Source organism: Bacillus sp. AFS055030 (genome assembly GCF_002574545.1).
In the GTDB taxonomy this organism is placed as follows: Bacteria; Bacillota; Bacilli; order Bacillales; family Bacillaceae_G; genus Gottfriedia.
On record NZ_NUGT01000007.1, the window covers coordinates 43,871 to 67,905 of the forward strand.

At 35.8% G+C, this 24,035-nt stretch carries 13 protein-coding genes; all 13 read left to right on the forward strand.

Annotated elements, in window-relative coordinates; all coding sequences use genetic code 11:
* Positions 1-175: 175 nt before the first annotated feature.
* The gene (locus tag CN925_RS02565) at positions 176-8,197 is read left to right on the forward strand and encodes a S8 family serine peptidase (RefSeq protein ID WP_098844466.1); all 8,022 of its coding nucleotides are present in this window, start codon (positions 176-178) and stop codon (positions 8,195-8,197) included.
* A 622-nt stretch (positions 8,198-8,819) separates the two neighbouring features.
* Positions 8,820-10,319 carry a malate:quinone oxidoreductase gene (locus CN925_RS02570; protein WP_098844469.1) on the forward strand — a complete coding sequence of 500 codons (1,500 nt, stop codon included), beginning with the start codon at positions 8,820-8,822 and terminating at the stop codon, positions 10,317-10,319.
* Between the two features lie 386 nt (positions 10,320-10,705).
* The gene (locus tag CN925_RS02575; protein ID WP_098844472.1) at positions 10,706-11,956 is read left to right on the forward strand and encodes an ABC transporter substrate-binding protein; all 1,251 of its coding nucleotides are present in this window, start codon (positions 10,706-10,708) and stop codon (positions 11,954-11,956) included.
* 84 nt (positions 11,957-12,040) lie between these two features.
* Positions 12,041-12,979, forward strand: coding sequence for a carbohydrate ABC transporter permease (locus tag CN925_RS02580; protein ID WP_180232809.1), 939 nt, complete (start codon positions 12,041-12,043; stop codon positions 12,977-12,979).
* Positions 12,980-13,068: 89 nt separating this feature from the next.
* Positions 13,069-13,827 (forward strand): carbohydrate ABC transporter permease, encoded by a 759-nt coding sequence (locus CN925_RS02585; RefSeq protein WP_098844594.1) that lies wholly within the window; start codon positions 13,069-13,071, stop codon positions 13,825-13,827.
* A gap of 27 nt (positions 13,828-13,854) precedes the next feature.
* Positions 13,855-15,120 (forward strand): Gfo/Idh/MocA family protein, encoded by a 1,266-nt coding sequence (locus CN925_RS02590; RefSeq protein WP_098844477.1) that lies wholly within the window; start codon positions 13,855-13,857, stop codon positions 15,118-15,120.
* A gap of 100 nt (positions 15,121-15,220) precedes the next feature.
* Positions 15,221-15,940: a GntR family transcriptional regulator gene (locus tag CN925_RS02595; protein ID WP_098844479.1), complete on the forward strand. Its 720-nt coding sequence runs from the start codon at positions 15,221-15,223 to the stop codon at positions 15,938-15,940.
* 149 nt (positions 15,941-16,089) lie between these two features.
* Entirely contained in the window at positions 16,090-17,301 is a 1,212-nt protein-coding gene (locus CN925_RS02600) for an SIS domain-containing protein (protein ID WP_098844482.1), read from the forward strand.
* On the forward strand, positions 17,298-18,149 hold the full coding sequence (gene gatY, locus CN925_RS02605) for a tagatose-bisphosphate aldolase subunit GatY (RefSeq protein ID WP_098844484.1): 852 nt from the start codon (positions 17,298-17,300) through the stop codon (positions 18,147-18,149). The genes CN925_RS02600 and gatY overlap by 4 nt, the downstream gene beginning before the upstream one ends.
* A 4-nt stretch (positions 18,150-18,153) precedes the next feature.
* Positions 18,154-19,113, forward strand: coding sequence for a 1-phosphofructokinase family hexose kinase (locus tag CN925_RS02610; RefSeq protein ID WP_098844487.1), 960 nt, complete (start codon positions 18,154-18,156; stop codon positions 19,111-19,113).
* Positions 19,091-20,023, forward strand: a complete 933-nt coding sequence (locus CN925_RS02615; RefSeq protein ID WP_180232808.1) for an ROK family protein — start codon at positions 19,091-19,093, stop codon at positions 20,021-20,023. The genes CN925_RS02610 and CN925_RS02615 overlap by 23 nt, the downstream gene beginning before the upstream one ends.
* A gap of 91 nt (positions 20,024-20,114) precedes the next feature.
* Positions 20,115-21,266 carry an N-acetylglucosamine-6-phosphate deacetylase gene (nagA, locus tag CN925_RS02620; RefSeq protein ID WP_098844492.1) on the forward strand — a complete coding sequence of 384 codons (1,152 nt, stop codon included), beginning with the start codon at positions 20,115-20,117 and terminating at the stop codon, positions 21,264-21,266.
* 324 nt (positions 21,267-21,590) lie between these two features.
* Positions 21,591-23,942 carry an RNA polymerase recycling motor HelD gene (gene helD, locus CN925_RS02625; protein WP_098844495.1) on the forward strand — a complete coding sequence of 784 codons (2,352 nt, stop codon included), beginning with the start codon at positions 21,591-21,593 and terminating at the stop codon, positions 23,940-23,942.
* Positions 23,943-24,035 lie beyond the last annotated feature (93 nt).

The following is a 24,035-nucleotide window of genomic DNA, read 5'->3' on the forward strand; positions in this document are numbered from 1 at the left end:
TACGCTAGAATTCCCCAATTTACTGTTCTTATAACCCAAATTATAATGAAGAATGGCGACTTAATTGTCGTAAAATTTTTAAAAGTATAAAAATTTTGTTGTTAAAAGGGGGAAATGGCTAGGGGGGAATAGGACTTTTACTCTATATTAAATTAAGAAGGGAAATGAGAAAGGTATGAGCCATCGTAAAATGAAAAAGATGGTCATGTCAACGTTTCTTGCAACTTCCACACTACTAGGATACACAGTTCCGGCGTTTGCCATGACAGGTGGAACATTTGCAAGTAATAGTCAAACTGTTCAGTTAGGCAGTAATAGCAAACTTGACTTGACTCAAGCACAACAATTACAAAATTTATATTTAGAGAAGCTACAATTTGATCCAAAGCTATTAAATTCTTCAGACCAACTAGATTTAATTATTCAATTTAATGTTGATCCAGCTCCAATTCAAATGAAAAATCAACAGAAGAATGCATCTTCTGGAAAACTTTCTGTTAATCAAGAAAACACACCTGCTGTTACGTTAGAAAGTGCTCAAACAGAAGTAAATAAAACACACAGTGACTTTAAGGGCTTTGTTAGTAATGAGTCTAAAAAATTGAAAGCAGCAGGCGAATCTAGCTCTATTAAAATAGGAAGAGAGTATACTCAAGTATTTAACGGTTTAGCTGTCAAAATTCCTAAAAGTTCCCTTAATGATCTGTTAGCATTACCTTACGTAAAGAGTGTCTATCAAAATGTTAAATATGCTCCAATTCCAGCTTCTCAGTCAATCGATGCTCCTGCGAGCGCAACAGGAGACGGAAAGGTTTCAGATCAAAAAACAAATCCTAATTTATTATCAACTATTCGATTAAATCGCTCTAATATACAAGCAACAAGTAGTACTAAAGAGAGCTCTTCTGTATCAGAAAAAACAGTTAATACGCAGTCTGGGACTGTTCCACCTCCAGGTCCAGAAGGTCCACAATCTGGTGAAACAGCAATTCTTGATTGGTTAAAAATACACGATCTACAAAACGAAAACATCACAGGAAAAGGGGTAAAAGTCGGCGTTATTGACACAGGTCTTGACTATAATCACCCAGATCTTGCTGGAGAATACCAAGGCGGTAAGGATTTTGTAGACAATGACAACGACCCAATGGAAACGGTCTATTCTGACTGGTTAGCTGCAAAGAATGCCAATGATTCACTTCCATCTGATCAACAAGATCCAAACTTTCCAACGGATTATCATAATTATATTACTTCTCATGGAACTCACGTAGCTGGAACAATTGCAGGTCAATCAAGAAACAGTTCTCCATATGCACTTAGAGGAGTTGCTCCAGAAGTTCAGTTATATGCTTACCGTGTGTTAGGTCCTCATGGTGGTACAGATGAGGCTGTTATGGCAGGGATTGAACAATCATATAAGGATGGGTGTAAAGTAATTAACTTATCACTTGGTGCGAATTATAATGATTCTTTGTCTTCTAATGCGGTTGCAATTAATAATATTTCAGATCTTGGAGTTACTGCGGTTATTGCTGCTGGTAATTCTGGGCCGGGGGCTGGAACATTGGGGACACCGGGGACTTCAGCAAAGGCGATAACTGTCGGCGCAATTGCTGCACCTACCCAAATTCCAATGTTTGACATTCATTCATATGGAGCATCAGGAGAAGATTCATTTTCGATTACAAATACTCGTTTAATCGGAAAGGATTTCTCAGAATCGAATTCAAAGCTTAGTGGATTGACTCAGTATGATATCGTAGATGCTGGATATGGCACACCTGCTTGGTACGATTCTTTACGTAATAAAAATATTGATGTGAAAGATAAGGTTGTTATTGTTAAGCGTGGTGCCGCTTCTATGGACCAACTAATGATGTACGCGGCTAATGAACATGCTAAAGCGATGATTTTATGGAATCCAACAGACAATCCTGATCTTCTATTTGATGAGCAAGGGTATTATCCATTTTATTTTGGTTCTAAGGGTAGTACGGTTTACACTTTACAAATAGGCAAGAATGATGGAACAAAATTCTATAACGCTTTTAAAGAAGGTTCGATCAAAAAAATATCTGTATCGAACGCTGGAAACTTCACAATGCCAGGTAATTCACTTGCTAGTTTTAGTTCCACTGGTCCTGTTTCAGGTTCATTAGCAATTAAACCTGATGTAGTTGCGCCAGGTATAGATATTTTCTCAACAGCTCCATATGATATATGGGAACCAGATAACAAAGATTATTCGTATGCTTACCAATCAATGTCTGGTACATCAATGGCTACTCCTCACGTTGCAGGTATGGCAGCATTGATTTTATCAGCGCATCCAAACTATAAGCCTGAAGATGTTAAAGTAGCATTGATGCAAACAGCGGATGCTATCGACTCACAAAAAAGCTTATTCCAGATTGGCTCAGGTAAAGCTGATCCATATCAGGCAGTGCATTCTGATATGCAATTTAAAGTAAAGGACTATATTCAATCGCGGTCATCAACTGATGATTCGTCAAGTTCCAATATCATTACAGTAGCAAATACAACAGGTTCGTTTTCGTTTGGTTATACAGCTCGTTCACTAGACGGTTCTGTTACGAAAACAGGCGACTTGTATATTACTAATAATGGAGATAGTAAAAAGACTTTCGATGCATCAAGTGTATTCTTTAAGGATTCGTTTGTGACAAGCGGACAAGATGGTAAGGAACAAGGCGCTAAAATTAGTATAAGTAATGCAACATCACCTGAGACTGAATTAAAGTCAATTACAGTTCCAGCAGGAGGAACAGTTCAACTAAATGTAAAATTCAATGCCCCTGCTTCAGCAGCAAGTGGGTATTATGAGGCATATATTAACTTTGTTAATACAGCTAATCCTGATGAAACTTACCGTATGCCTCTTGCTATTAACGTTCAAAGTAGAGGACTAGATTTTAGAATTCAAAGAAAAGCCTTTACGCTAAGTGGCGATAAAAACTTTAATCCTAATACATTTGCTGTTACTCCTCAATCTTGGGCAGAGGTTCGAGTGAAAAGTCCATTAGACCCTTCATTCGGCTTTAAACTTTATATTATGGATGTAACTGGCAGTAAATATATAGGATATATTGCTACATTTAATCTTTCTGCTTTTACTCTTGGTAATCTAGTTTATGCACCGCTATTACTTAATGGTAGTTATTATCCTTATAAAGATCCAATTTCCAAGGATGATCCTAATTTATCAGTTAAACTGACACAACAACAATCAACCCAAAAGCAACTTGGAGAAGGTGGCTATACAATACAAGCGCGTGCTTTAGACGCTTCTAGTGGTCAGTTATATGAAAAAAACAGCACAGTTTATGTTGATAACACTCCACCAACAGTACAAATGGATAAAGGTAGTGAACCAGGTATTTATGAAATTGATCCAAATGGTCCTATGACAGATGGAGCGCTAAAATGGTTCTCAGGAAAGGCTTATGATTCAAATGTTGATTATATGAAGAATGTTGGGCATGAAACGAAAGTTCCTGCACCACCTAACTATGATACTGATACAGATGTAAGTCAATCTTTAGGTAGAATTGACGGAATGCTCGGTGATTCAAACTCAGCACCTTACGTCAATTATTTCCTTACTCCTAGTGGTGATGGACAATTTAAATTTGGTATTAGTAAAGAGGACCTCGTGAATACTGATGCTGACCCTCAAAAAGAAAATTACGGGGTACAGTTCAGAATTTATCCTGAAGATTATTCTTTTGCAGGTAATCTTGAAACGCAAGGACAATTTTATTATTTTGTTAAAAAAGGTAATGAGTATGTAGTGAATCGCTTCGCACGATTAGATTCACCTGGTTCTACTACATTAAATGGGGTCGACCCTGACTTCCTTGTTGATAAAACATTAGTCTCAAAAGGAGACAACTTTAAATCAACTTTATCTATTAAATATCCGAAAAATCTTGTTGGAGCGAAATTCTATATTGATAGCCTTTATTTTGCTGAACTTAAGGATATCGATTTTAGTCCAGAATATAAAGCCTTTTTAGCAACAAAGGGTATCACAGCTGATAAGACTTGGATTCATCAAGACACGGATGTAAATGGCGATTTTATATTCAGTTTCAATCTTCCAAAAGATATACAAGCTCAAGGTGTATTAAATACAGCAGACACAATGAGCGAGGGTGTTGCCAAAGAAATGCCTCTTCTTGATATTAAATACAAAGTGACAAATGATGCTGGATTAGATACATTATGGCTTCAAAGTTCAGCGAATATCCCGGAAATCACAACATATGAAGGCGGGAAAAACGGGATGGATCGAGTCCCTACATTCCTTGATAAAAAACTTTATATTAGAGGCTCAGCTTATATTAGTGGCAGTATTAGACCAGAAGGATTTCAAAACTATCCGACCTCTAATGTATTTGGTAGATCAACGCCAATAACAGCTACTGATTCGGGCGTTGAGATTAATTTTGAAGACCCTAATGCAGGTGGTATTACGTCTAAATTACAGGTAGCTGAAGATACTACAGCCGGCGCTACAAGTGCAAATCCAGGGATTGTTCAGAATGGTTTATTCACAACTGACCTTCCTATGCAAGCAGGAAATAAACCATACAACTTTACAATGAAAATGCCAGGTCATTTAACATACTATGGTACATTAGCTGTTAATACTGAAGGACAATATAATTACGCAGCAGGAGGAAATTATTTTGTTCCGAATGCAATCATGCTTGCAGGTGACGTAAATGATGACGATGTAATCGATATGAAAGACATTGAGGCAGAAAGTGCAGCCTACAATAGCTTTGTCGACACACCATCAACTTACACTAGAAATGCTGATTTAAACTTCGACGGTACAATTGATTATACCGACTTTGAATACATCATCAAAAACTTTGGAAAATATAATACGACTGCACCAAATGCTTCAACTTTAGAAGGAAAAATCGTGTTAACTACAAGTAAAACAATAACGATCACTGGGTTAGGCACATTACCAAGCGGTTCAGATCTTGCTGCATTTAATACTGTTGTAAAACCAGTGCCATATATTAAAACAAGTGATAGCAACGCTTTCGTATATTATGGAAAAGTTAATCCGTTTCAATTATTTTCTGTAAGTTATAAAACACCAGACGTTGTATCGGGTGCATCTACAGTTACACAAATTGAGGACACAACATGGAGAGCTGCAGTAGACGGAGCAGGTGGACAAATTCTGATTGATGGAGTCGACCGAAAAGAAGCTACTAACGTATATAATGGCGTTTCAACAAATTCGATTACCGAAAAAGTTGTAAATGGAAAAGGGCAATATGAATTTGATCCATCATTGTTCAAAAAAGCAGGAGTCCACACAATTGTGTTCAAGGCACCAGGCTATATGGATCGCTCTTTAAAATTTAAAATGCAAAATGGTGGAGGAAATAGCTTTTCACTATTGTCACCAAACAACGTTGCAACAGTTGGAAAAGCGTTGACGTTCACTCGATCAGATACGACGGGCTCAACAGCTGCGCACTATCGTGATATTTGGCAATCGAATATTAATTCAATAACAGTAACCGATCCAAGTAATAATGTTGTTAAAAACTTTAAGGGAGATGAATTAGCTGCTCTCTTTAACCAAGTAACACCTGCAAATGCAACAACATTTAACTTTACGATTCCGGCAGGCGTTTTCTCGACGCCATCATTAAATGGAGCAGATTGGAAGATTTCAATCGCAGCGGACAACTATGACACGTATTCATTCTCGCAAAGAATTAATGCGTTCGCGTCTCCAACATTAACGGCTGAACCAAATCGATATTTTAATGATAATAATTCAAACCCAATTTCAATTGGAGTTGGAGCTACAACCGATACACAAGCATGGAGAGATGCAATAACAGCAGTTCAAATAGGTGGCACTACAATTCTAAGAGCAGATTTTACGGCTAATAATATTATAGTCGATGCACCAGGAACACCTATTAAAATAGATAAATCGTTGATTACAGCACCAGGAAGCATAGCGATAAGCGTCATAGCAACAAATTACCAAACTGCTACGGTTAATCAACCTTTATACAAGCAAGGTATTACCCTAACAGCTCCTACTGGTACAATCTTTGCTGGAAAAGACCTAGTGATGAATTTCAATCCTAGTACTGCTTCATCTGATTGGATTTCGGCAGTGAAGGCTACTGGTAATATTAAATTTGCTGGAAATTCAATCAAAACTAGAGTTGTGATTGATGAAACAGCAGGAACATTAACAATTCCATATGATTTAGTAAGAACAAATGGTGGCTCTGCAGTTACAAGAAGCTTTGTTGTTTCAGCTCCAGGTTATGCTGACGTTAATGTAAATGCAACTGTTACACCACAAACTGCACCTTCAATTGCACTTTCGTCAACTACAGAAACGCCTCAGTTTGGCGATACGATTACTTACTCTATTAACGGGGATGATAATCCTTTATGGAGAAGCTCAATTTTACTTGCACCAACGTCAGATCAAACGATAGATAATGGTGATGTCACTATTCAGTTCACATCTGTTTCATCAGTAAAACCATATGTCACAACATCTGTAAAAAATGGAACAGGTTCAGTAACGATTGATGGAAATGCAACACAATCTAATACTACTGCAGGTAACAAGAACGTTAAGTTCATATCACCTTACTTTACGCCAATCACAATCGCTCAACCATTTGCTCAAAGAACGGCACCAACACCGGACTTGACGCCAAGTGGAATTAATAAACCAGTGATTATTACAGTACCTAATAATACTGAAAATATGAGATGGGCAAATGCAGCTAAGGCAGTTTCTGGTGATATTACAGTAGAGGGAGTATCGGTTAAATCTGACGCGACAATCTCATCAGATAAGAGCAATATCACAATAACACTTCCTGGAACAGCATTTACAACAACAGGAAACAAAGAGATTAAGTTTACGGCATATTGCTACCCGGACACAAAGGTAACTCAAGTAGTTAAGAACAATGCACCAGTGTTTGCATCAAAAATCGCTTATATTCAAGAAGATACGCAAATCACTACTAGCTACAATCAAGATTCAGATTGGCTTGCAGCTAACCCTGTTGTATCACTAAATGGCAAAGTCGTTGATTCTAGCAAGTACACGCTTACAGCTAAAGAACTGACATTTGTTGATCGATCATTATTTAATGACTTAGGTGATTATCACTTTACAATTTCTGCGCCTGGTTATATCGACACGTCATTTACGATTATCATAAGTGATGATTTATCACATTTGATTTCGGCAACAACTGACAGCAACGGTAATATTGATCCCGAAGGCTTTACTTCAGTGAAACATGGATCAAATCAAACGTTCAAAATCACACCGAATACAGGTTTTGAGATTGGAAGCGTTCGTATTGACGGGCAAGAAGTTACTGTAACAAACGGCGAGTACACATTTACAAATGTAACGAAGAATCATTCGATCAATGTAACGTTCAAACAAATCGTTCACATTATCACGGCAACAGCAGGAAGTAACGGTACAATTAGTCCGAGCGGTAGAATTACAGCAAATTACGGAACAAACCAAACGTATACTGTTACTCCTTATGAAGGTTATGAAGTTGCAACGTTTAAAGTAGACGGCGTCGATGCACAATTAACAAACAATACGTACACGTTTACGAATGTAACAAAAGATCATACAATTCATGTAACGTTTAAACAAATCGTACACACAATCACAGCAGCAGCTGGAAGCAATGGAACGATCAGTCCGAGCGGTAAAGTTTCTGTAAACCATGGGAAAGATCAAACGTTTACGGTTACACCGAATAAGGGCTATGAAGTTGCTACATTTACTGTTGATGGCGTGAATGCAAATCTTACAAATAACTCCTATGTATTTACGAATATAACGAAGGACCACACAATTAACGTAACGTTCAAGAAAATCGTATATACAATTGTAGCATCAGCTGAAGGCAATGGAACGATCAGCCCAAGTGGAGTGCTTACATTAGATCAAGGTGTAAATCAAACATTCAAAATTACACCTGCTAAGGGAAGTTATGAGGTTGCAACGTTTAAAGTTGATGGAGTAGATACAAAGTTAAAAAATAATACGTACACGTTTACGAATATAACTAAGAATCATACAATCAGCGTTACGTTTAAACATAAAGGTAACAGTGAAAAGTAATGGATCAACCGTAATTGACAGAGAATGTAAGACGTTCAAAAAGTAAATGTTTATATAAATAGAAAATATATTTTTTCGAACGGGGAATGAAAGGACTCAAATTGAGTTGAACTAGGCTGTCGGGATTTTCTCGACAGTCTCTTTTTTGTGTATAACTTACATAAATTGGAGTAGTTTTAGACTAAATTTTGGTTACATTAAATAATTTTAAAATAATAAGCAAATCTTTCCTTCAGATATTATAAATTGTTCACGAGACAAAGTTAAAATAAGCGCTTACTATATAAAGGTAGGGAATATTAAATAATAGTGGGTCAGAATTTGTTTTTCTAAAATAAGGACCTTAATGATAGATTTTTAACTTTTTTACATTGTTTAAATAGTTTATAATTATCAGATAAAGAAAAAAATTTTTTGGACAAATTATAATAGAAATATACTATTAATTGGTTATAATTAAATAGTGATATACTATTATTAAAATGTAGTTTAAATGTGTTATACTATTAATAAGATATAATTGAGACAGAAAAGGTGTGTTCCTAGGTGGTGCCTTGCTTTTTGTGACACCTAAGCAGGAAAACCTACTTTTTTGCAAAAAAAGGGGAAAAGGAAGGTTATTATGAGCAACAGACAAACTAGAACAGACGTTATCTTAATTGGTGCCGGAGTCATGAGCGCGACTTTGGGATCATTACTAAAAGAGTTAGCACCGGAAATGGAAATTAAAGTATTCGAGAAATTAGAAAAGGCAGGAGAAGAAAGCTCTAATGAGTGGAATAATGCAGGTACGGGACATGCTGCGTTATGTGAGCTTAACTATACATCAGAAAAAGCTGATGGATCGATTGATATTAGCAAAGCAATAAAAATTAATGAGCAGTTTCAACTTTCAAGACAATTTTGGTCATATCTTGTAAATAAAAACTTGATTGGGAATCCAGAAGAATTTATCATGCCAATTCCTCATATGAGTTTAGTGCAAGGTAAAGAAAATGTGGAATTTTTGAATAAACGATTTGAAGCGCTTTCCAAAAATCCTCTATTCAAAGGGATGGAATACTCGGAAGATGCTCAAAAGTTGAAGGAATGGATCCCGCTAATCATGGAAGGACGCACATCTAATGAGCCAATAGCGGCAACAAAAATAGATTCAGGAACGGACGTGAACTTTGGCGCTTTAACACGTATGATGTTTGAGCACTTAGAGAGTAATAATGTAGAAATAAATTATAGACATAGTGTTGAGGACATTAAACGCACTAGTGATGGCGGTTGGGAAGTGAAAGTGTATGATATGAGCACTGGTAACATCGATTCCCACTTTGCAAAATTTGTCTTTATCGGTAGTGGAGGAGCTAGTCTGCCATTACTACAGAAAACTGGCATCCCAGAGTCAAAACATATTGGAGGCTTCCCTGTAAGTGGACTATTCTTAGTATGTAACAATCCAGAGGTTGCCAAGCAACACCATGCAAAAGTATACGGAAAAGCTAAAGTTGGTGCACCACCAATGTCTGTTCCGCATCTTGATACAAGATATATCAATAACCAAAAGTCTTTATTATTTGGGCCTTTTGCTGGGTTTTCACCAAAGTTCTTAAAAACAGGTTCAAACATGGATCTGATTAGTTCTGTAAAACCAAATAACGTTATGACTATGTTAGCAGCAGGCGTAAAAGAGATGGCTTTAACTAAATATTTAATCCAACAAGTCTTATTGTCGAATGAAAAACGTATGGAAGAATTACGTGAATTTATTCCAAATGCTAAGAGTGAGGATTGGGATATCGTAGTTGCTGGTCAACGTGTACAAGTTATTAAAGACACTCCAGCAGGGAAAGGGACACTTCAATTCGGTACTGAAGTAGTTAGTGCAGCTGATGGTTCAATAGCGGCATTACTTGGAGCATCTCCAGGTGCTTCGACAGCTGTTCACGTAATGCTTGAAGTATTAGAAAAATGCTTCCCACAACATATGATGGAATGGGCACCAAAAATTAGAGAAATGATTCCTTCATTTGGATTATCTCTACAAGAACATCCAGAACTTTTGGAAGAAATTCAGGCTTCAACTTCAAAAGCGCTTGGATTAAGCGAAAAAGAGCTAGCTTATAGTTAAAGGTAAAGAACCTTCAAACTAAATTGAAGGTTCTTTTTGTTGTCATCAATAGTTGAGAATAGTAACTAAATAAGGGAGATCATGGTGAAATATGTCGATTTAATTTTTTGGAAAATTTAAAAAAAGTATTCATGATTTAAAAAAAGGGTGATATACTACTTACAACTGGTAATGACATCATTACTAAGAAGGTATTATGAAATGAATACAGGGGGTGAACTGACCGTTTAATAACAGAAACAAACACTTTTGTAAGCCTTTTCAATTTAACTGGTAATAACATCATTACAACATGTTTATAAGGCATATTATTCCGATTCATGTCATTTAGAGTAACTACTGGACTAAAGAGCTATTAAACTTTTAAGAGAAAGAAGGGGAATTAGATGAAAAAGTGGCTTGTTTTGCTACTAACCTTGACTTTAGGATTACTAGGATTAGCTGGATGTGGTAGCAATGACACATCGGGGAATGCAAAAGATGGAAAGGTTGAAATTACTTACGGTTTTTGGGATAAGAAGCAAGTTCCCGCGGTTGATGAAATTATAAAGTTATTTAATGAAAAGTACCCTAATATTAAAGTGAAAACTGAGCTTACTCCTTATGCACAATATTTCCAAAAGCTAGAAACAGCTGCTACAGGAGGAGCATTACCAGACGTTTTATGGATGAATGGTCCACATGTAGTCCAATATGCGGAAGGTAAAGTAATTGTCCCACTTAGTGACTTAGCATCAAAGGACAACTATAGTTTAGATAATTATCCGAAGTCATTAGTCGAACTTTATACAGTAGATGGAAAGCTTTATGGTATTCCAAAAGACTTTGATACTACTGGACTTTGGTATAACAAAAAGATTTTTGATGAAGCGAAAATACCTTATCCAGATGATACTTGGGATTGGAATAAGTTAAAAGAGGTAGCTAAGAAGCTTACAAATAAAGATAAGGGAGTTTACGGATTTGCAGCTTTAATGGGTAATCAAGGCGGCTATTATGATTTCATTTGGCAAAATGGTGGACATATTATTTCTGATGATGGTAAATCAGTCGGATTTGATCAACCTGAGGCGATTGAAGCACTTAAATATAATATTAGCTTTATAAAAGAAGGCATGTCTCCAACTCAAGCTCAAATGACGGAAACAGCCCCATCAGAGTTATTCTCTTCTGGAAAAATTGCTATGATGTTTGATGGACCTTGGATGGTTCCAGAATATAAGAAAAATCCAGATTTAAATGTAGCTGTTGTACCAAAAGGAAAACAACGTGCAGTTTCTATTCATGGGTTAGCAAACGTTATTGCGGCAAATACGAAGCATAAAGATGCTGCTTGGAAGTTTGTGCAATTCCTAGGTTCTAAAGAAGCAGCAGAAGTATATGCGAAAACTGGTACTGTGATTCCTGCTTATAATGGTACACAAGATGCTTGGTTAAAATCTGTTCCAAACTTAAATCTTCAAGCGTTTATCGATGGAGTTGATTACTCTGTTCCATTACCTAGTGTGAAAAATACCGGTGAAATCTGGCAGTATGAAACAGATATCCTGAAAAAGGCATGGAGTAATGAAGAAAGTGTTGAAGATGCTGCGAAAGAATTAACGAAAAAGGCAGACGAGGCATTAGCTAAGAACTAAAAAAATGGAGAGAAGAAGTTTTCTAAAGCCTAAAATTACTTCTTCTCTTTATTTCCCTTAAAAGGAGTGAATACAGTGAAAGAAATGCCTTTACAAGTTGAAGTGAAATCAAATAGTAAATTAAAAATACCAAGCCTTTCAAAGACGAAAAAACGATCAGATTATTTTTGGGCGTATTGTATGATTGCACCGACAATGATTGGTTTAACTATTTTCTATTTATGGCCAATCATTCAAACGATTTACTTTAGTTTCACAGAATGGGGAGCATTCGGCCAATATGAGTGGACTGGATTAGACAATTATAAACGAATGCTAGAAGACTCTAACCTATTACAGTCGTTTAAAAACACAGGAATTTATATCGTTTTTACAGTTCCGATTGGTATTTTTTTATCCATTCTTATAGCAGTTCTCTTAAATCAAAAAATTAAAGGCAAGTCTGTTTATCGAACTTTATATTTTTTACCTGTTATTACAATGCCAGCAGCGATCGCTATGGTTTGGAGATGGTTATATAATTCGGATTATGGGCTCCTAAATTATCTTTTATCCACCTTTGGAATAAAAGGTCCACAATGGGTAAGTGATCCAAAAATTGCATTGTATTCAATTATTGTAGTAGCAATTTGGAGTGGACTTGGTTACAACATGGTTATTTTTCTTTCAGGACTACAAGGCATTCCAAAATCATATTACGAAGCAGCGGAAATAGATGGTGCAGGGCCAGTCAAGGTCTTCTTTAAAATAACACTACCGTTACTTTCCCCGGTTATATTCTTCGTAACAATCATGTCCTTTATTGGAGCGTTCCAAGTGTTCGATTTAATTTTTATGATGATTGGGAAAAGCAGTACAGCACTCGAGAATACCCAATCAATTGTGTACTTGTTTTATCAACATGCATTCGTAATAAATGACAAAGGTTATGCAGCTGCAATTGCAGTTTTACTATTAATCATTATTTTAATCATTACAGCGATTCAGATGGTTTTGCAAAAGAAATGGGTTCATTATGATTGAAGGAGGAGTAACCATTGGAGAAAGCAAGACATCATATTACAAGTAAAACAATCTTAATTCATTTAATTCTAATTGTCGGCGCCTTGGCGATGGTCTTCCCTTTTATATGGATGTTATTAACTTCATTAAAAACTTATGCTGAATCGATTCATGTTCCACCTGTTATTGTTCCAAAGCATTTCCAGTGGGTAAATTATAAAGAGGTGTTTGATTTACTACCATTCTTTAAATTTATGTTTAATACGCTAATCATCACTGTCATTCGCACAATTGGTCAATTATTATTATGCTCTTTAGCTGCATATGCTTTTGCCAGAATTGAGTTCCCGGGAAGAAATATTCTTTTTTTAATCGCATTATCGGTTTTAATGGTTCCAGGGCAAGTCTTTTTATTACCACAATATATGATTATAGTGAAATTAGGCTGGTTAAACACTTTACAGGCAGTAATCGTTCCAGGTTTATTTAGCGCATTTGGTACATTCCTTTTAAGACAATTTTTTATGGGGTTACCAAAGGAATTAGAGGAGGCAGCTAGATTAGATGGCTGTAATCATTTCCAAATCTATTGGAAAGTCATGCTTCCTTTAGCAAAGCCAGGTTTAGTTGCATTAGGTATCTTTACGACATTATGGAGTTGGAATGAATTAATGTGGCCAATGATTGTTAATAGCTCACCGGAATCAATGACATTGTCCGTCGGTTTGTCATCATTACAAGGACAATATTTAACCAATTATCCAGTTTTAATGGCAGGATCATTTTTAGCGATATTACCAATGCTTATTTTATTTATGATTTTACAAAAACAATTTATTGAAGGAATTGCAGTTACAGGTGGTAAATAAAAATCTTACAAAGCTTGGAGGAAACTGATTATGAAAGCAGCGTTAATAGGAGCGGGAAGTAGAGGATTTTATGCATATGGATCATATGCATTACAGTATCCACATGAAATTCAATTTATTGCTGTAGCGGAGCCAAATAAAGAAAAAAGAGAAAAATTTGCAAAAGCTCACAACATCCCCGAGGATATGAGATTTGAAGATTGGACTGAGTTATTAGAAAAAGAACAGCTGTGTGAGGCATTATTAATCTGTAGTCCAGACCGTAATCATTATAAACCTGTTATGAAGGCAATTGAAAAAGGATACAGTATTTTATTAGAAAAGCCGATGTCTCCAGAACCAATTGAGACGTTAAAAATAGCTGAAGCAGCAGAAAGACATAATACATTGTTAACGGTATGTCATGTTATGAGATATGCGCCATTTTATCAAGCATTAAAAGAAGTAGTTGATCGAAAGGTAATCGGTGATATCGTATCGATCCAGTGGAATGAGAATGTAGGTTACTTTCACCAAGCTCATAGTTTTGTCCGCGGAAACTGGCGAAACTCATCTGAATCAAGCTCCATGCTTTTACAAAAAAGTTGCCATGATATGGATATGCTTGCGTGGTTAATTGGCACAGAGTGTAAGAGTGTGTCTTCATACGGAAGTTTAACGTACTTTAAAAAGGAAAACGCACCAGAGGGTTCAACAGATCGCTGCTTGGATGGTTGTAAGGTGGAAAAGGAATGCCCTTATTCAGCGGCAAAATGGTATTTACACGACCGCGATGTTTGGCCAGCAAATGTTATTTCAGCAAGTTCAAGTCTTGAAAGTAGACTTAAGGCAATTCAAGAGGGACCATATGGTCGCTGTGTATATCACTGTGATAATGATGTTGTTGATCATCAAGTAGTTAATTTATTATTTGAAAATGACGTAACAGTAGCATTTACTATGACTGCATTTACAAATGAGACATTCCGTAACTTTAAAATTATGGGAACAAAAGGCGAAATAATTGGAAATGATACGAAAAATGAAATTGAAGTTAATTATTTTTCCGGTAAGAAGGAATTAATTAAGCCATCAACTGTAGATGGTGGTCATATGGGAGCCGATACAAGTATTATGGCTGATTTCATTCAACGCGTTACTAAAAAAGACAAAGGCAGCTTAACATCAGCAATTGTATCTGCTAAAAGTCATATGATCGCTTATGCTGCAGAAGAATCAAGAGTTTCAGGAACAATGGTTTCACTAGATGACTATGAGAAAAAATTAAGAATGACAGAAGAGAGAGTTTTGTAGAAAATTCTGTCGCGACATAATGTGGTATCTTTTTCAATATTATGTATAATAGATGTATATTCAACTGGTTATGACAAAGATACCACTAAAGGAGCTAATCATGGTAGAAAAGGATTCCCGACTTCCTCTTTATTATCAATTAATGGACATTTTATTAGAAAAAATCGAATCAGGCGAGCTTGCTGAAAATGATCAGCTACCATCTGAACGAGAATTATGTGACACTTATCAAGTTAGCCGAACAACGGTAAGACAGACGATGCAAGAGCTTGAAAAACAAGGTTATATTTATAAAGTCCACGGCAAGGGGACATATGTTTCCCAAAGAACGTATAACCAAAGTCTCGTAAAATTTTATAGTTTTACAGAAGAAATGAAAAAAGCAGGGAAAATACCAACGACATCGGTCGTTTCTTTTGAAAAAATCAATTGTGACAGTAAAGTAGCAAAGGTCATGGAAATACCGGTAGAAGAAGAGGTATTTAAGATCGTTCGGTTAAGACTTGCAGATCAGGAACCGATGTTATATGAAACCTCCTATGTACCCGTAAAGGATTTTAAAAATTTATCTAGTGAAGAATTGCAACATACACCGATGTATGAAATCTTTAGAACTCAGTATAATGTAAATATTTCTAGCGCCTTAGAAAGCTTTATGGCTGTTAGTGCTAATAAAGTGGAATCAGAAATGCTTAACATTACTGAGGGTGCACCATGTCTTATGCTTAAACGGGTAACTTACGAACAAAGCAAAGTAATTGAGTATACAATTTCGATTGCAAGAGGAGATAAATTTACTTATACAGTAGAGCTGAAATAGGCACTAAAGACTGCTTATCAAACGAATACATGCGGTCAGTCTAAAACCAGCTTTTAAAGTGTTTTCTACGTGCTAAAAATAGATACAGAGGTATCTATTTAACCAAACTGGTAATGATGACATTAACAGTTAAAATAGGAGGAAATAGAATGGAGCTATTAAAATCGAACGAATATGAAAGAATGAACGTTGGCGCGACTCATACAGCAAAAGAAATAGCCCAGCAACCTAGATTGTGGAATGAAACAATGGATATTCTTTTATTTAATAGAGACCGAATTCTTACATTTTTAAAAAGCATTGAAAATAAACATGATCAGTTACGAATTATTTTAACCGGCGCAGGTACATCAGCATTTGTTGGTGACACAGTCCTTCCTTATTTAAAACAAATTGTAAATAACAAAAAAATAGTAGTAGAGAGTATTGCTACAACAAATATTGTGTCCAATCCATATTCTTACTTAAGCAAGAATATTCCTACAATTATGATTTCATTTGCTCGTTCAGGAAATAGTCCAGAGAGTTTATCTGCTATTCATTTAGGAGAACAAGTTATAGATGATTTTTATGGAATCGTTTTTACATGTAACCAAGATGGACTACTGGCCCAAGAGAAGAAAAATGATAAGAATCATTTGGTCATCTATATGCCAAAAGAAGCAAATGATCAAGGTTTTGCAATGACGAGTAGTTTTACGACTATGCTGTTTTCAGCTCTACTGCTTTTCAATATTGAACAGATTCATACATGGGAGAAGAAAGTCGATGAACTAATCCATGCTGGTCATTCAATTATTAGTGGGAGCGAGGAAAGTATAAAACAGCTAGCGAATTCATCTTTTCAAAAAGTTGTATATTTAGGTTCAGGGGTTTTTGAAGGATTGGCAAGGGAAGCATCATTAAAATTATTGGAGTTAACAGGCGGAACAATTCCTTCTACTTTTGATACTTCATTAGGATTTAGACACGGCCCTAAGTCCATTTTAGATAAGAATACCGTTGTATTTGTATTTTTATCTAGTAACCCTTATACGAGACAGTACGACCTGGACATTTTAGAAGAGATTTACAAGGAAACCAATCGAGGGAAAGTAGTAGCAATTTCATCTTTAAAGGATCAAGTGGCAGAAGAGTATAGTGATCTTTTCTATTATGTGGATCTTCCTGGAATTAATGAAGATATTCTTCTAACTTTCCCTTTTATTTTATACGCACAAACTTTTGCTATGTATAAATCTATTAATCTAGGCTTTTCTCCGGATAACCCTTCTCCATTAGGAGTAGTTAACAGAGTTGTTAAAGGAGTTACGATTCACCCTTTTACAAATGAGATAAAGAATGGAGGAGATTTATCTTGATTACATCAAGAAGTACGATTCTTTTAGAAGCACAATCCAAAGGCTACGCAGTTCCGGCTTTTAATATTCATAACTTAGAAACGATGAAAACAGTTTTAGAAACAGCTCAAGAGCTACGTTCACCGGTTTTGATTGCAGCTACACCTAGTACAGTAAGTTATATGGGGGAAGAATTTCTAATTAGTATGATGGAGGCTTCAAAAAAAAGATACGATATTCCAATTTGTTTTCATTTAGATCACCATGAAAAAGTTAATGATATTAAAGCTTTAATTGATAGTGGAATCAACTCAGTTATGATTGATGCCTCCCATCACGAATTTGAAGAAAATATTCGAATCGTTCGTGAAGTAGTCGATTATGCTTCTTCATTTGGAGTTGCTGTTGAGGCGGAGCTCGGCCGTCTCAGTGGGGTAGAGGATGACCTTGAAGTGGATGAAAAGGACCAAATTTATACAAATCCAACTCAAGCTAAAGAGTTTGTTTCAAGAACGGGGATTGATTCGTTAGCCGTTGCCATTGGGACGGCCCATGGTCTATATAAAGGGGAACCTAAATTAGATATTGAAAGATTAAGTGCAATCCAAAAAGAAGTTGATATTCCGCTAGTTCTACATGGGGCTTCAGGCTTACCCGATGAATTAGTACAAAAAACGATAAAAAATGGAATATGTAAAGTAAATATTGCTACTGAATTAAAAATCGCTTTTGCTAAAGGATTGCGCGGTTACTTAAGAGAACACCCAGATGCTAATGATCCTAGATATTATTTTAAAGATGCAGTAAGAGAAATGAAAATAGTCATTGCTGATAAAATTAAAATGTGCGGTAGTATGAATCGGGGTTAGAAAAATGATTGCTACAATTACATTAAACCCAGCTATTGATATTCGGTATAATCTACCCGTCTTTCATTTAGATGGTGTTAACCGTGTTACAACTGTAGATAAAACAGCTGGTGGAAAAGGACTTAACGTATCACGTGTATTATCTCAGTTAGGGGCTAAAGTTACTTGCACCGGTTTTTTAGGCGGTAAAAGTGGCGAATGGATATCCGAGCAACTCCCAAATTACAATTTAATTAATCGTTTTGTAAAAATAGAGGGAGAGACAAGGTTTTGTTTAGCAATTGAATCGAAAGAAGGTCATACAGAAATTCTTGAACAAGGACCAGATATAGTAGAAAATGAAAGAGAAGAATTTTTGAAAACTTTTGATACCATTCTAGAAATGAATAACTATATTGTAGGTTCCGGTAGTTTGCCTTCTGGAATCGATTCTGATTTTTATAGAAATATAATTGAAAAAACGAATCAAAAAGGGAAGTATTTTCTATTAGATTCAAGCGGAGAATCACTAGCCCATGGTATAAAGGGGAAGCCTTTTTTAATTAAGCCGAACAGAGAAGAGTTTTGCAGGTTAATTGGGTTACACCAATTATCAATAGAGGATATGATCAAGTACGCCCGGGATATATGCCAAAAGGGTACCAAATACGTTTTACTTTCATTAGGAAGAGAAGGTGCTCTTTTAATTAGTGAAAATACTACACTGCAGGCAGTTATTCCATCTTTAACAAATGCGCACCAAGTTGGATCAGGAGATAGTATGCTTGCAGGATTTACCTTTGCTCATTCGAAAGGTTTTTCAATAGAAGATACTTTAAAGTGGTCATGTGCCTGTGGGATTTCCAATGCTTCCTCAGAGAGGACTGGGTCAGTTGAATTATCAAAAGTTCAATATTACTTTAATCTCATTAAGGTGAAGGATTTAACAGGGGGAGATCAAGGTGGAAAATATAGTTTGTTTTGATATTGGGGGTACATTTATCAAATTTGGACTAATAAATCGTGATGGGCAATTGGTCTACAAAGATAAGGTGCCAACACCTAAAAATAATATACAAAAACTGCTTCCTGAACTTTTGACTGAGAATATAAAAAAGCTCCAAAATAATTTTTTAATAGCAGGAATCGGTATCTCCTCCTGTGGTCTTGTAAATCAAGAAACAGGTGAAATTTTATTTTCCAACAATATACCCGACTATTCAGGAATGAAGTTAGGCGAAATACTTTTCAATTTATTTAAATTACCGGTTACTGTAGAAAATGATGTAAAAAGTGCTTGCCTCGGTGAAATGTGGAAGGGAGCAATTCAAGGGAAGAAAGATGTAGTTTTTTTAACATTAGGAACAGGAATCGGAAGCACCATAATCATAGATGGGAGGATTGTAAGCGGCTCACGTCATTTAGCTGGAGAACTTGGTCATACCGTTATCATTCATAATGGACGTTCTTGTGGGTGTGGACGGAGAGGGTGCTTTGAAAGATATGCTGCTACCTCTGCCTTAGTAAGTGACTTTATTGATGAAAAGAACAAAAATGGTGAAGTTATAGGGAAAATCGCTGGAGAAGAAATCTTGGCTCTTGTAGAAGAAGGAGATTCAATTGCTTCTGACGTGTATAAAAGATTTATCCATTATATAAGCATTGGTCTATCAAATATAATCCATCTTCTGAACCCGGAGGCAATTATTATCGGGGGAGGAATTGCTGAGCAAGGGGACCGGTTTATACAGGACATCAACTCTGAGATTAAAAAGGAAACCATGCCAATTTATCATCAAGAAACAATCGTATTTCCTTCGATTCTTGGGAACGACGCCGGGTTGTATGGAGCATGTTACTTAACTTTAAAAAAATTAAATTACTTACATGTATAAGTATTAAATTATACAGGCAGCATCCTAATTTGGTGTTGCCTATTGTTCTTTTTGAAAAAGAATTCTTGCGAACAATAGAGGGGGAAGTAGTGTGAAAGCAATTAAGCTAGAAAAAATTTATACACCCGGTAAAGTAGTTGCAAATGGCTATATACTGATTGAGAACGGAAAAATAAGTGAAATAACAACAGACAGACCTAGTTGTGAGATTTTGGATTATGCCAATTTTGTAGCCATTCCAGGCTTGATTGATCTACATATTCATGGGATTGCTGGAAATGACACGATGGATGCTAGTATTCATTCATTACGAGAAATGTCTCTGTCACTTGCACGTCATGGGGTGACGGGATTTTTGCCAACTACACTGACTCATGATTTCGAAAAAATTAAGAAAGCTGTAAAAATCGTAAGTGATTCGATGGGACAAACAGAAGGAGCAGAAATCATTGGATCATATGTAGAAGGTCCGTATATTACAACTGAGCATCGCGGTGCCCATCCAGTCAAGTATATCCGTGAACTTCAAACTGATGAGTTATATGAACTTATAAAAGTTTCAAATAATACGGTTAAAGTAATCACAATAGCTCCAGAAAAAGAGAATGCGGGGGAAGCTATTAAATTGCTAACAGATAAAGGAATTCACGTGTCGATCGGTCATACAAATGCAGACTTTGACACAACGAATAACGCAATTGAACATGGGGCAAGAATATCTGTTCACACTTTTAATGGCATGAGGGGATTTAATCATCGCGATCCTGGCTGTCTCGGTGCAGTTTTAACAAACGATCAATGTTATTGTGAATGTATAGCAGATTTACAGCATGTCCACCCTGGAGCAATTAAACTACTATACAAAGCAAAAGGGATTGAGCATATTCTTTTAATAAGTGATTCAATGGCTGCTGCTGATTTACCAGATGGATTCTATACTCTTGGAACATTAGATGTTAAAGTGGAAAATAAAATCGCTCGAACAATAGAAACTGGCTCGTTAGCAGGAAGCACGACAAATTTAATGGAGTGTTTAAAAAATGTAAATGACATTTTAGAGGTCCCTTTAGAAACTATTTTACCAATGGTCAGTCTTAACCAAGCAAAATTACTTAAAATTGATCATGAAGTTGGAAGTATCGAGTGCGGGAAAAAAGCAAATATCGTCTTAATTGATCGTAAGTTTAATGTTCAAGCTACTTTTGTGAATGGCGAACTTGTATTTTTGAATGAACATAAATAATATTTATGGCGGATTTTAATAAAAAGTAACTATTTGAAGTATGTACAAAAAAATTAATAAATAATAATGATGACCTTACTATAAGTGGTTTAATGATCATTTTTTGGTGGGTCATTTTACTTTTTGAGTTTATGAAACTTAGTCATTAAGATGAAATAATGATGAATTTATATGAGGACTATTGCTTTAAAGATAAAAACGTGGTAGATTAATACAGTATATATAATAGAAATTATGAAGAGGTCATATTTTCCCTATTTTAATTTTACTATACAAATCCTCTAGAGTCAACCCCCATTTTTATCTTTTAAAGGAGTGCATGAAATGAACAACGAACTTCAAAAAGAACAGGTAAGAGTAAATGCTGTGCTTGAATTAATCTCGGACAAAATTAGTAAATTAACAGAAGAAACAGCCCAACGTAAAAACGAAGTAATCAATGTTCGTAAAAACTTTTGGGATGAGGTTAAAGTTAATACAGATAGCTTTGATGACTATTTAGAGACAGTTATTAGTTTGAGACAACAATCTCAACTTTTAGCGATCGGCCAAATTAATCATAAGCAATCTTCCAACCGACTATCAGCACTTCGTCGTATGAAAGAGGTTCCTTATTTCGGTCGCATCAACTTTACAGAAGAAGGATTGTCTGAAACGGAGCGTGTTTATATTGGCGTTTCTACGCTAATGGATGAATCAGGAGAGAATATTTTAGTCTATGATTGGAGGGCCCCGGTTTCGAGTGTTTACTATGATTATCCACCAGGTCCTGCTGAGTATGATACACCGGGTGGAAAAGTAAATGGCGTATTAGATGAAAAGTGGCAATACATTATACGTAACGGTGTAATTGAATCCATGTTCGATACTAGTCTTACAATCGGTGATGAGATTTTGCAACATGTGCTAGGCAAAGGAACGAATAAGCATATGAGAAGCATAGTAGCCAGTATTCAAAAAGAACAAAATCAGATTATACGCTATGACAAAGGCAGATTACTGATTGTTCAAGGGGCGGCTGGTAGTGGAAAGACATCTGCAGCTTTGCAAAGAATTGCCTATTTGCTATATAAATATAGAAATTGGATAAAAGCAGATCAAATTATCTTATTTTCGCCTAACGCAATGTTTAATAACTACGTATCTAGAGTTTTACCTGAACTTGGCGAAGAAAATATGCAACAAGTTACATTTCAAGAATATCTAGTCCATAGGCTAAGTGATGCATTCCAAGTTGAGGATAATTATGAGCAATTAGAGTATGTGCTAACTGCTATGGATGATCCTTCCTATAAGACTAGGACTTCAAGCATTCGATTTAAAGCTTCAACTCATTTCTTTGAAACGATTAAGGCATACAGACAATCGCTTGAATTATCCGGTATGGTCTTTAGAGGATTTAAATTTAGAGGTAAATCAGTCGTTACAGCTAAACAGATATATGAAAGATTTTATAGCATCGACACTTCTTTAAAATTTAACAACCGCTTAGAGAAGTTAACGGAATGGTTAAACAAACAAATCAATGAAATGGAAAAGCTAGAATTGAAAAAAACATGGGTACAGGATGAAATCGAGTTACTCAGCAAAGATGATTATCAAAAAGCATATAAGTATTTACAGAAAAAACGTTCTAAAGAAGATACATTCGATGATTACGAACAAGAAATTAAGGTATTAGGTCGGATGGTCGTGCGTAAAAAACTAAAGCCACTACGTGAGTGGGTTCGAGGATTGCGTTTTATTGACATAAAGGGTATATATAAACAGCTATTTTCCAATCCAACTCAAATTGAACAATGGATTGAAGGGGATACCCCTGAAAATTGGGAAGACATATGTCAGTTAACATTAAATATGTTAGATGAAGGCAAATTGTTTTATGAGGATGCTACACCTTACTTACTTTTAAAAGAATTGATTCAAGGCTTCCAATCAAATGTTACGATTAAATTTGTGCTTGTAGATGAAGCACAAGATTATTCTCCATTCCAATTTGAATTTTTAAAGAGATTATTTCCTTCTGCAAAGATGACTGTTTTAGGAGACTTTAATCAGGCTATTTTTGCGCACGCCAGTGAAATGGGGGATTTTAATGTTCTTCAAGGGTTATATGGACCAGATGAAACAAAAGTGATTAATCTGACACGCAGTTACAGATCAACAAAACCAATTGTTGAGTTCACACGTAGACTCATACCAGGAGGCAATCTAATTACACCTTTTGAACGTGTTGGGGTTAAGCCTGTGTTAACACAAATATCTAGTCGAGAAGATTTGCACAGTCATATTGCATCTAAAATAGAAGATTTAAAGAAAAGTGAATTTAATACAATTGCTGTCATTTGCAAATCTGCTGAGGAAAGTTTAGAGGCATATGAAGCATTAAAAGATGTAGAAGGAATCAAGCATGTGAAGAGAAACTCCGTTGAATATGAACAGGGAGTAGTCGTTATTCCCGCCTATTTGGCAAAAGGGATTGAATTCGATGCAGTGATTATTTATGATGCATCAGCTCGAGTTTATGGAGATGAGCGACTACGAAGACTATTCTATACTGCATGTACACGAGCAATGCATCAGTTACACCTATATAGCTTAGGTGAAGTGACTCCTTTTCTGCATGAAATCGATTCAGAGTTCCTACAACTAAATCAGACGATCGTACATGAATAATCATAGACTTCCCTTCATTTATATGAGGGAAGTTTTTTGCATTGGATATGGAAAGAAATTTTTTTATCTAAAGTTCATACTTAATTCATAATT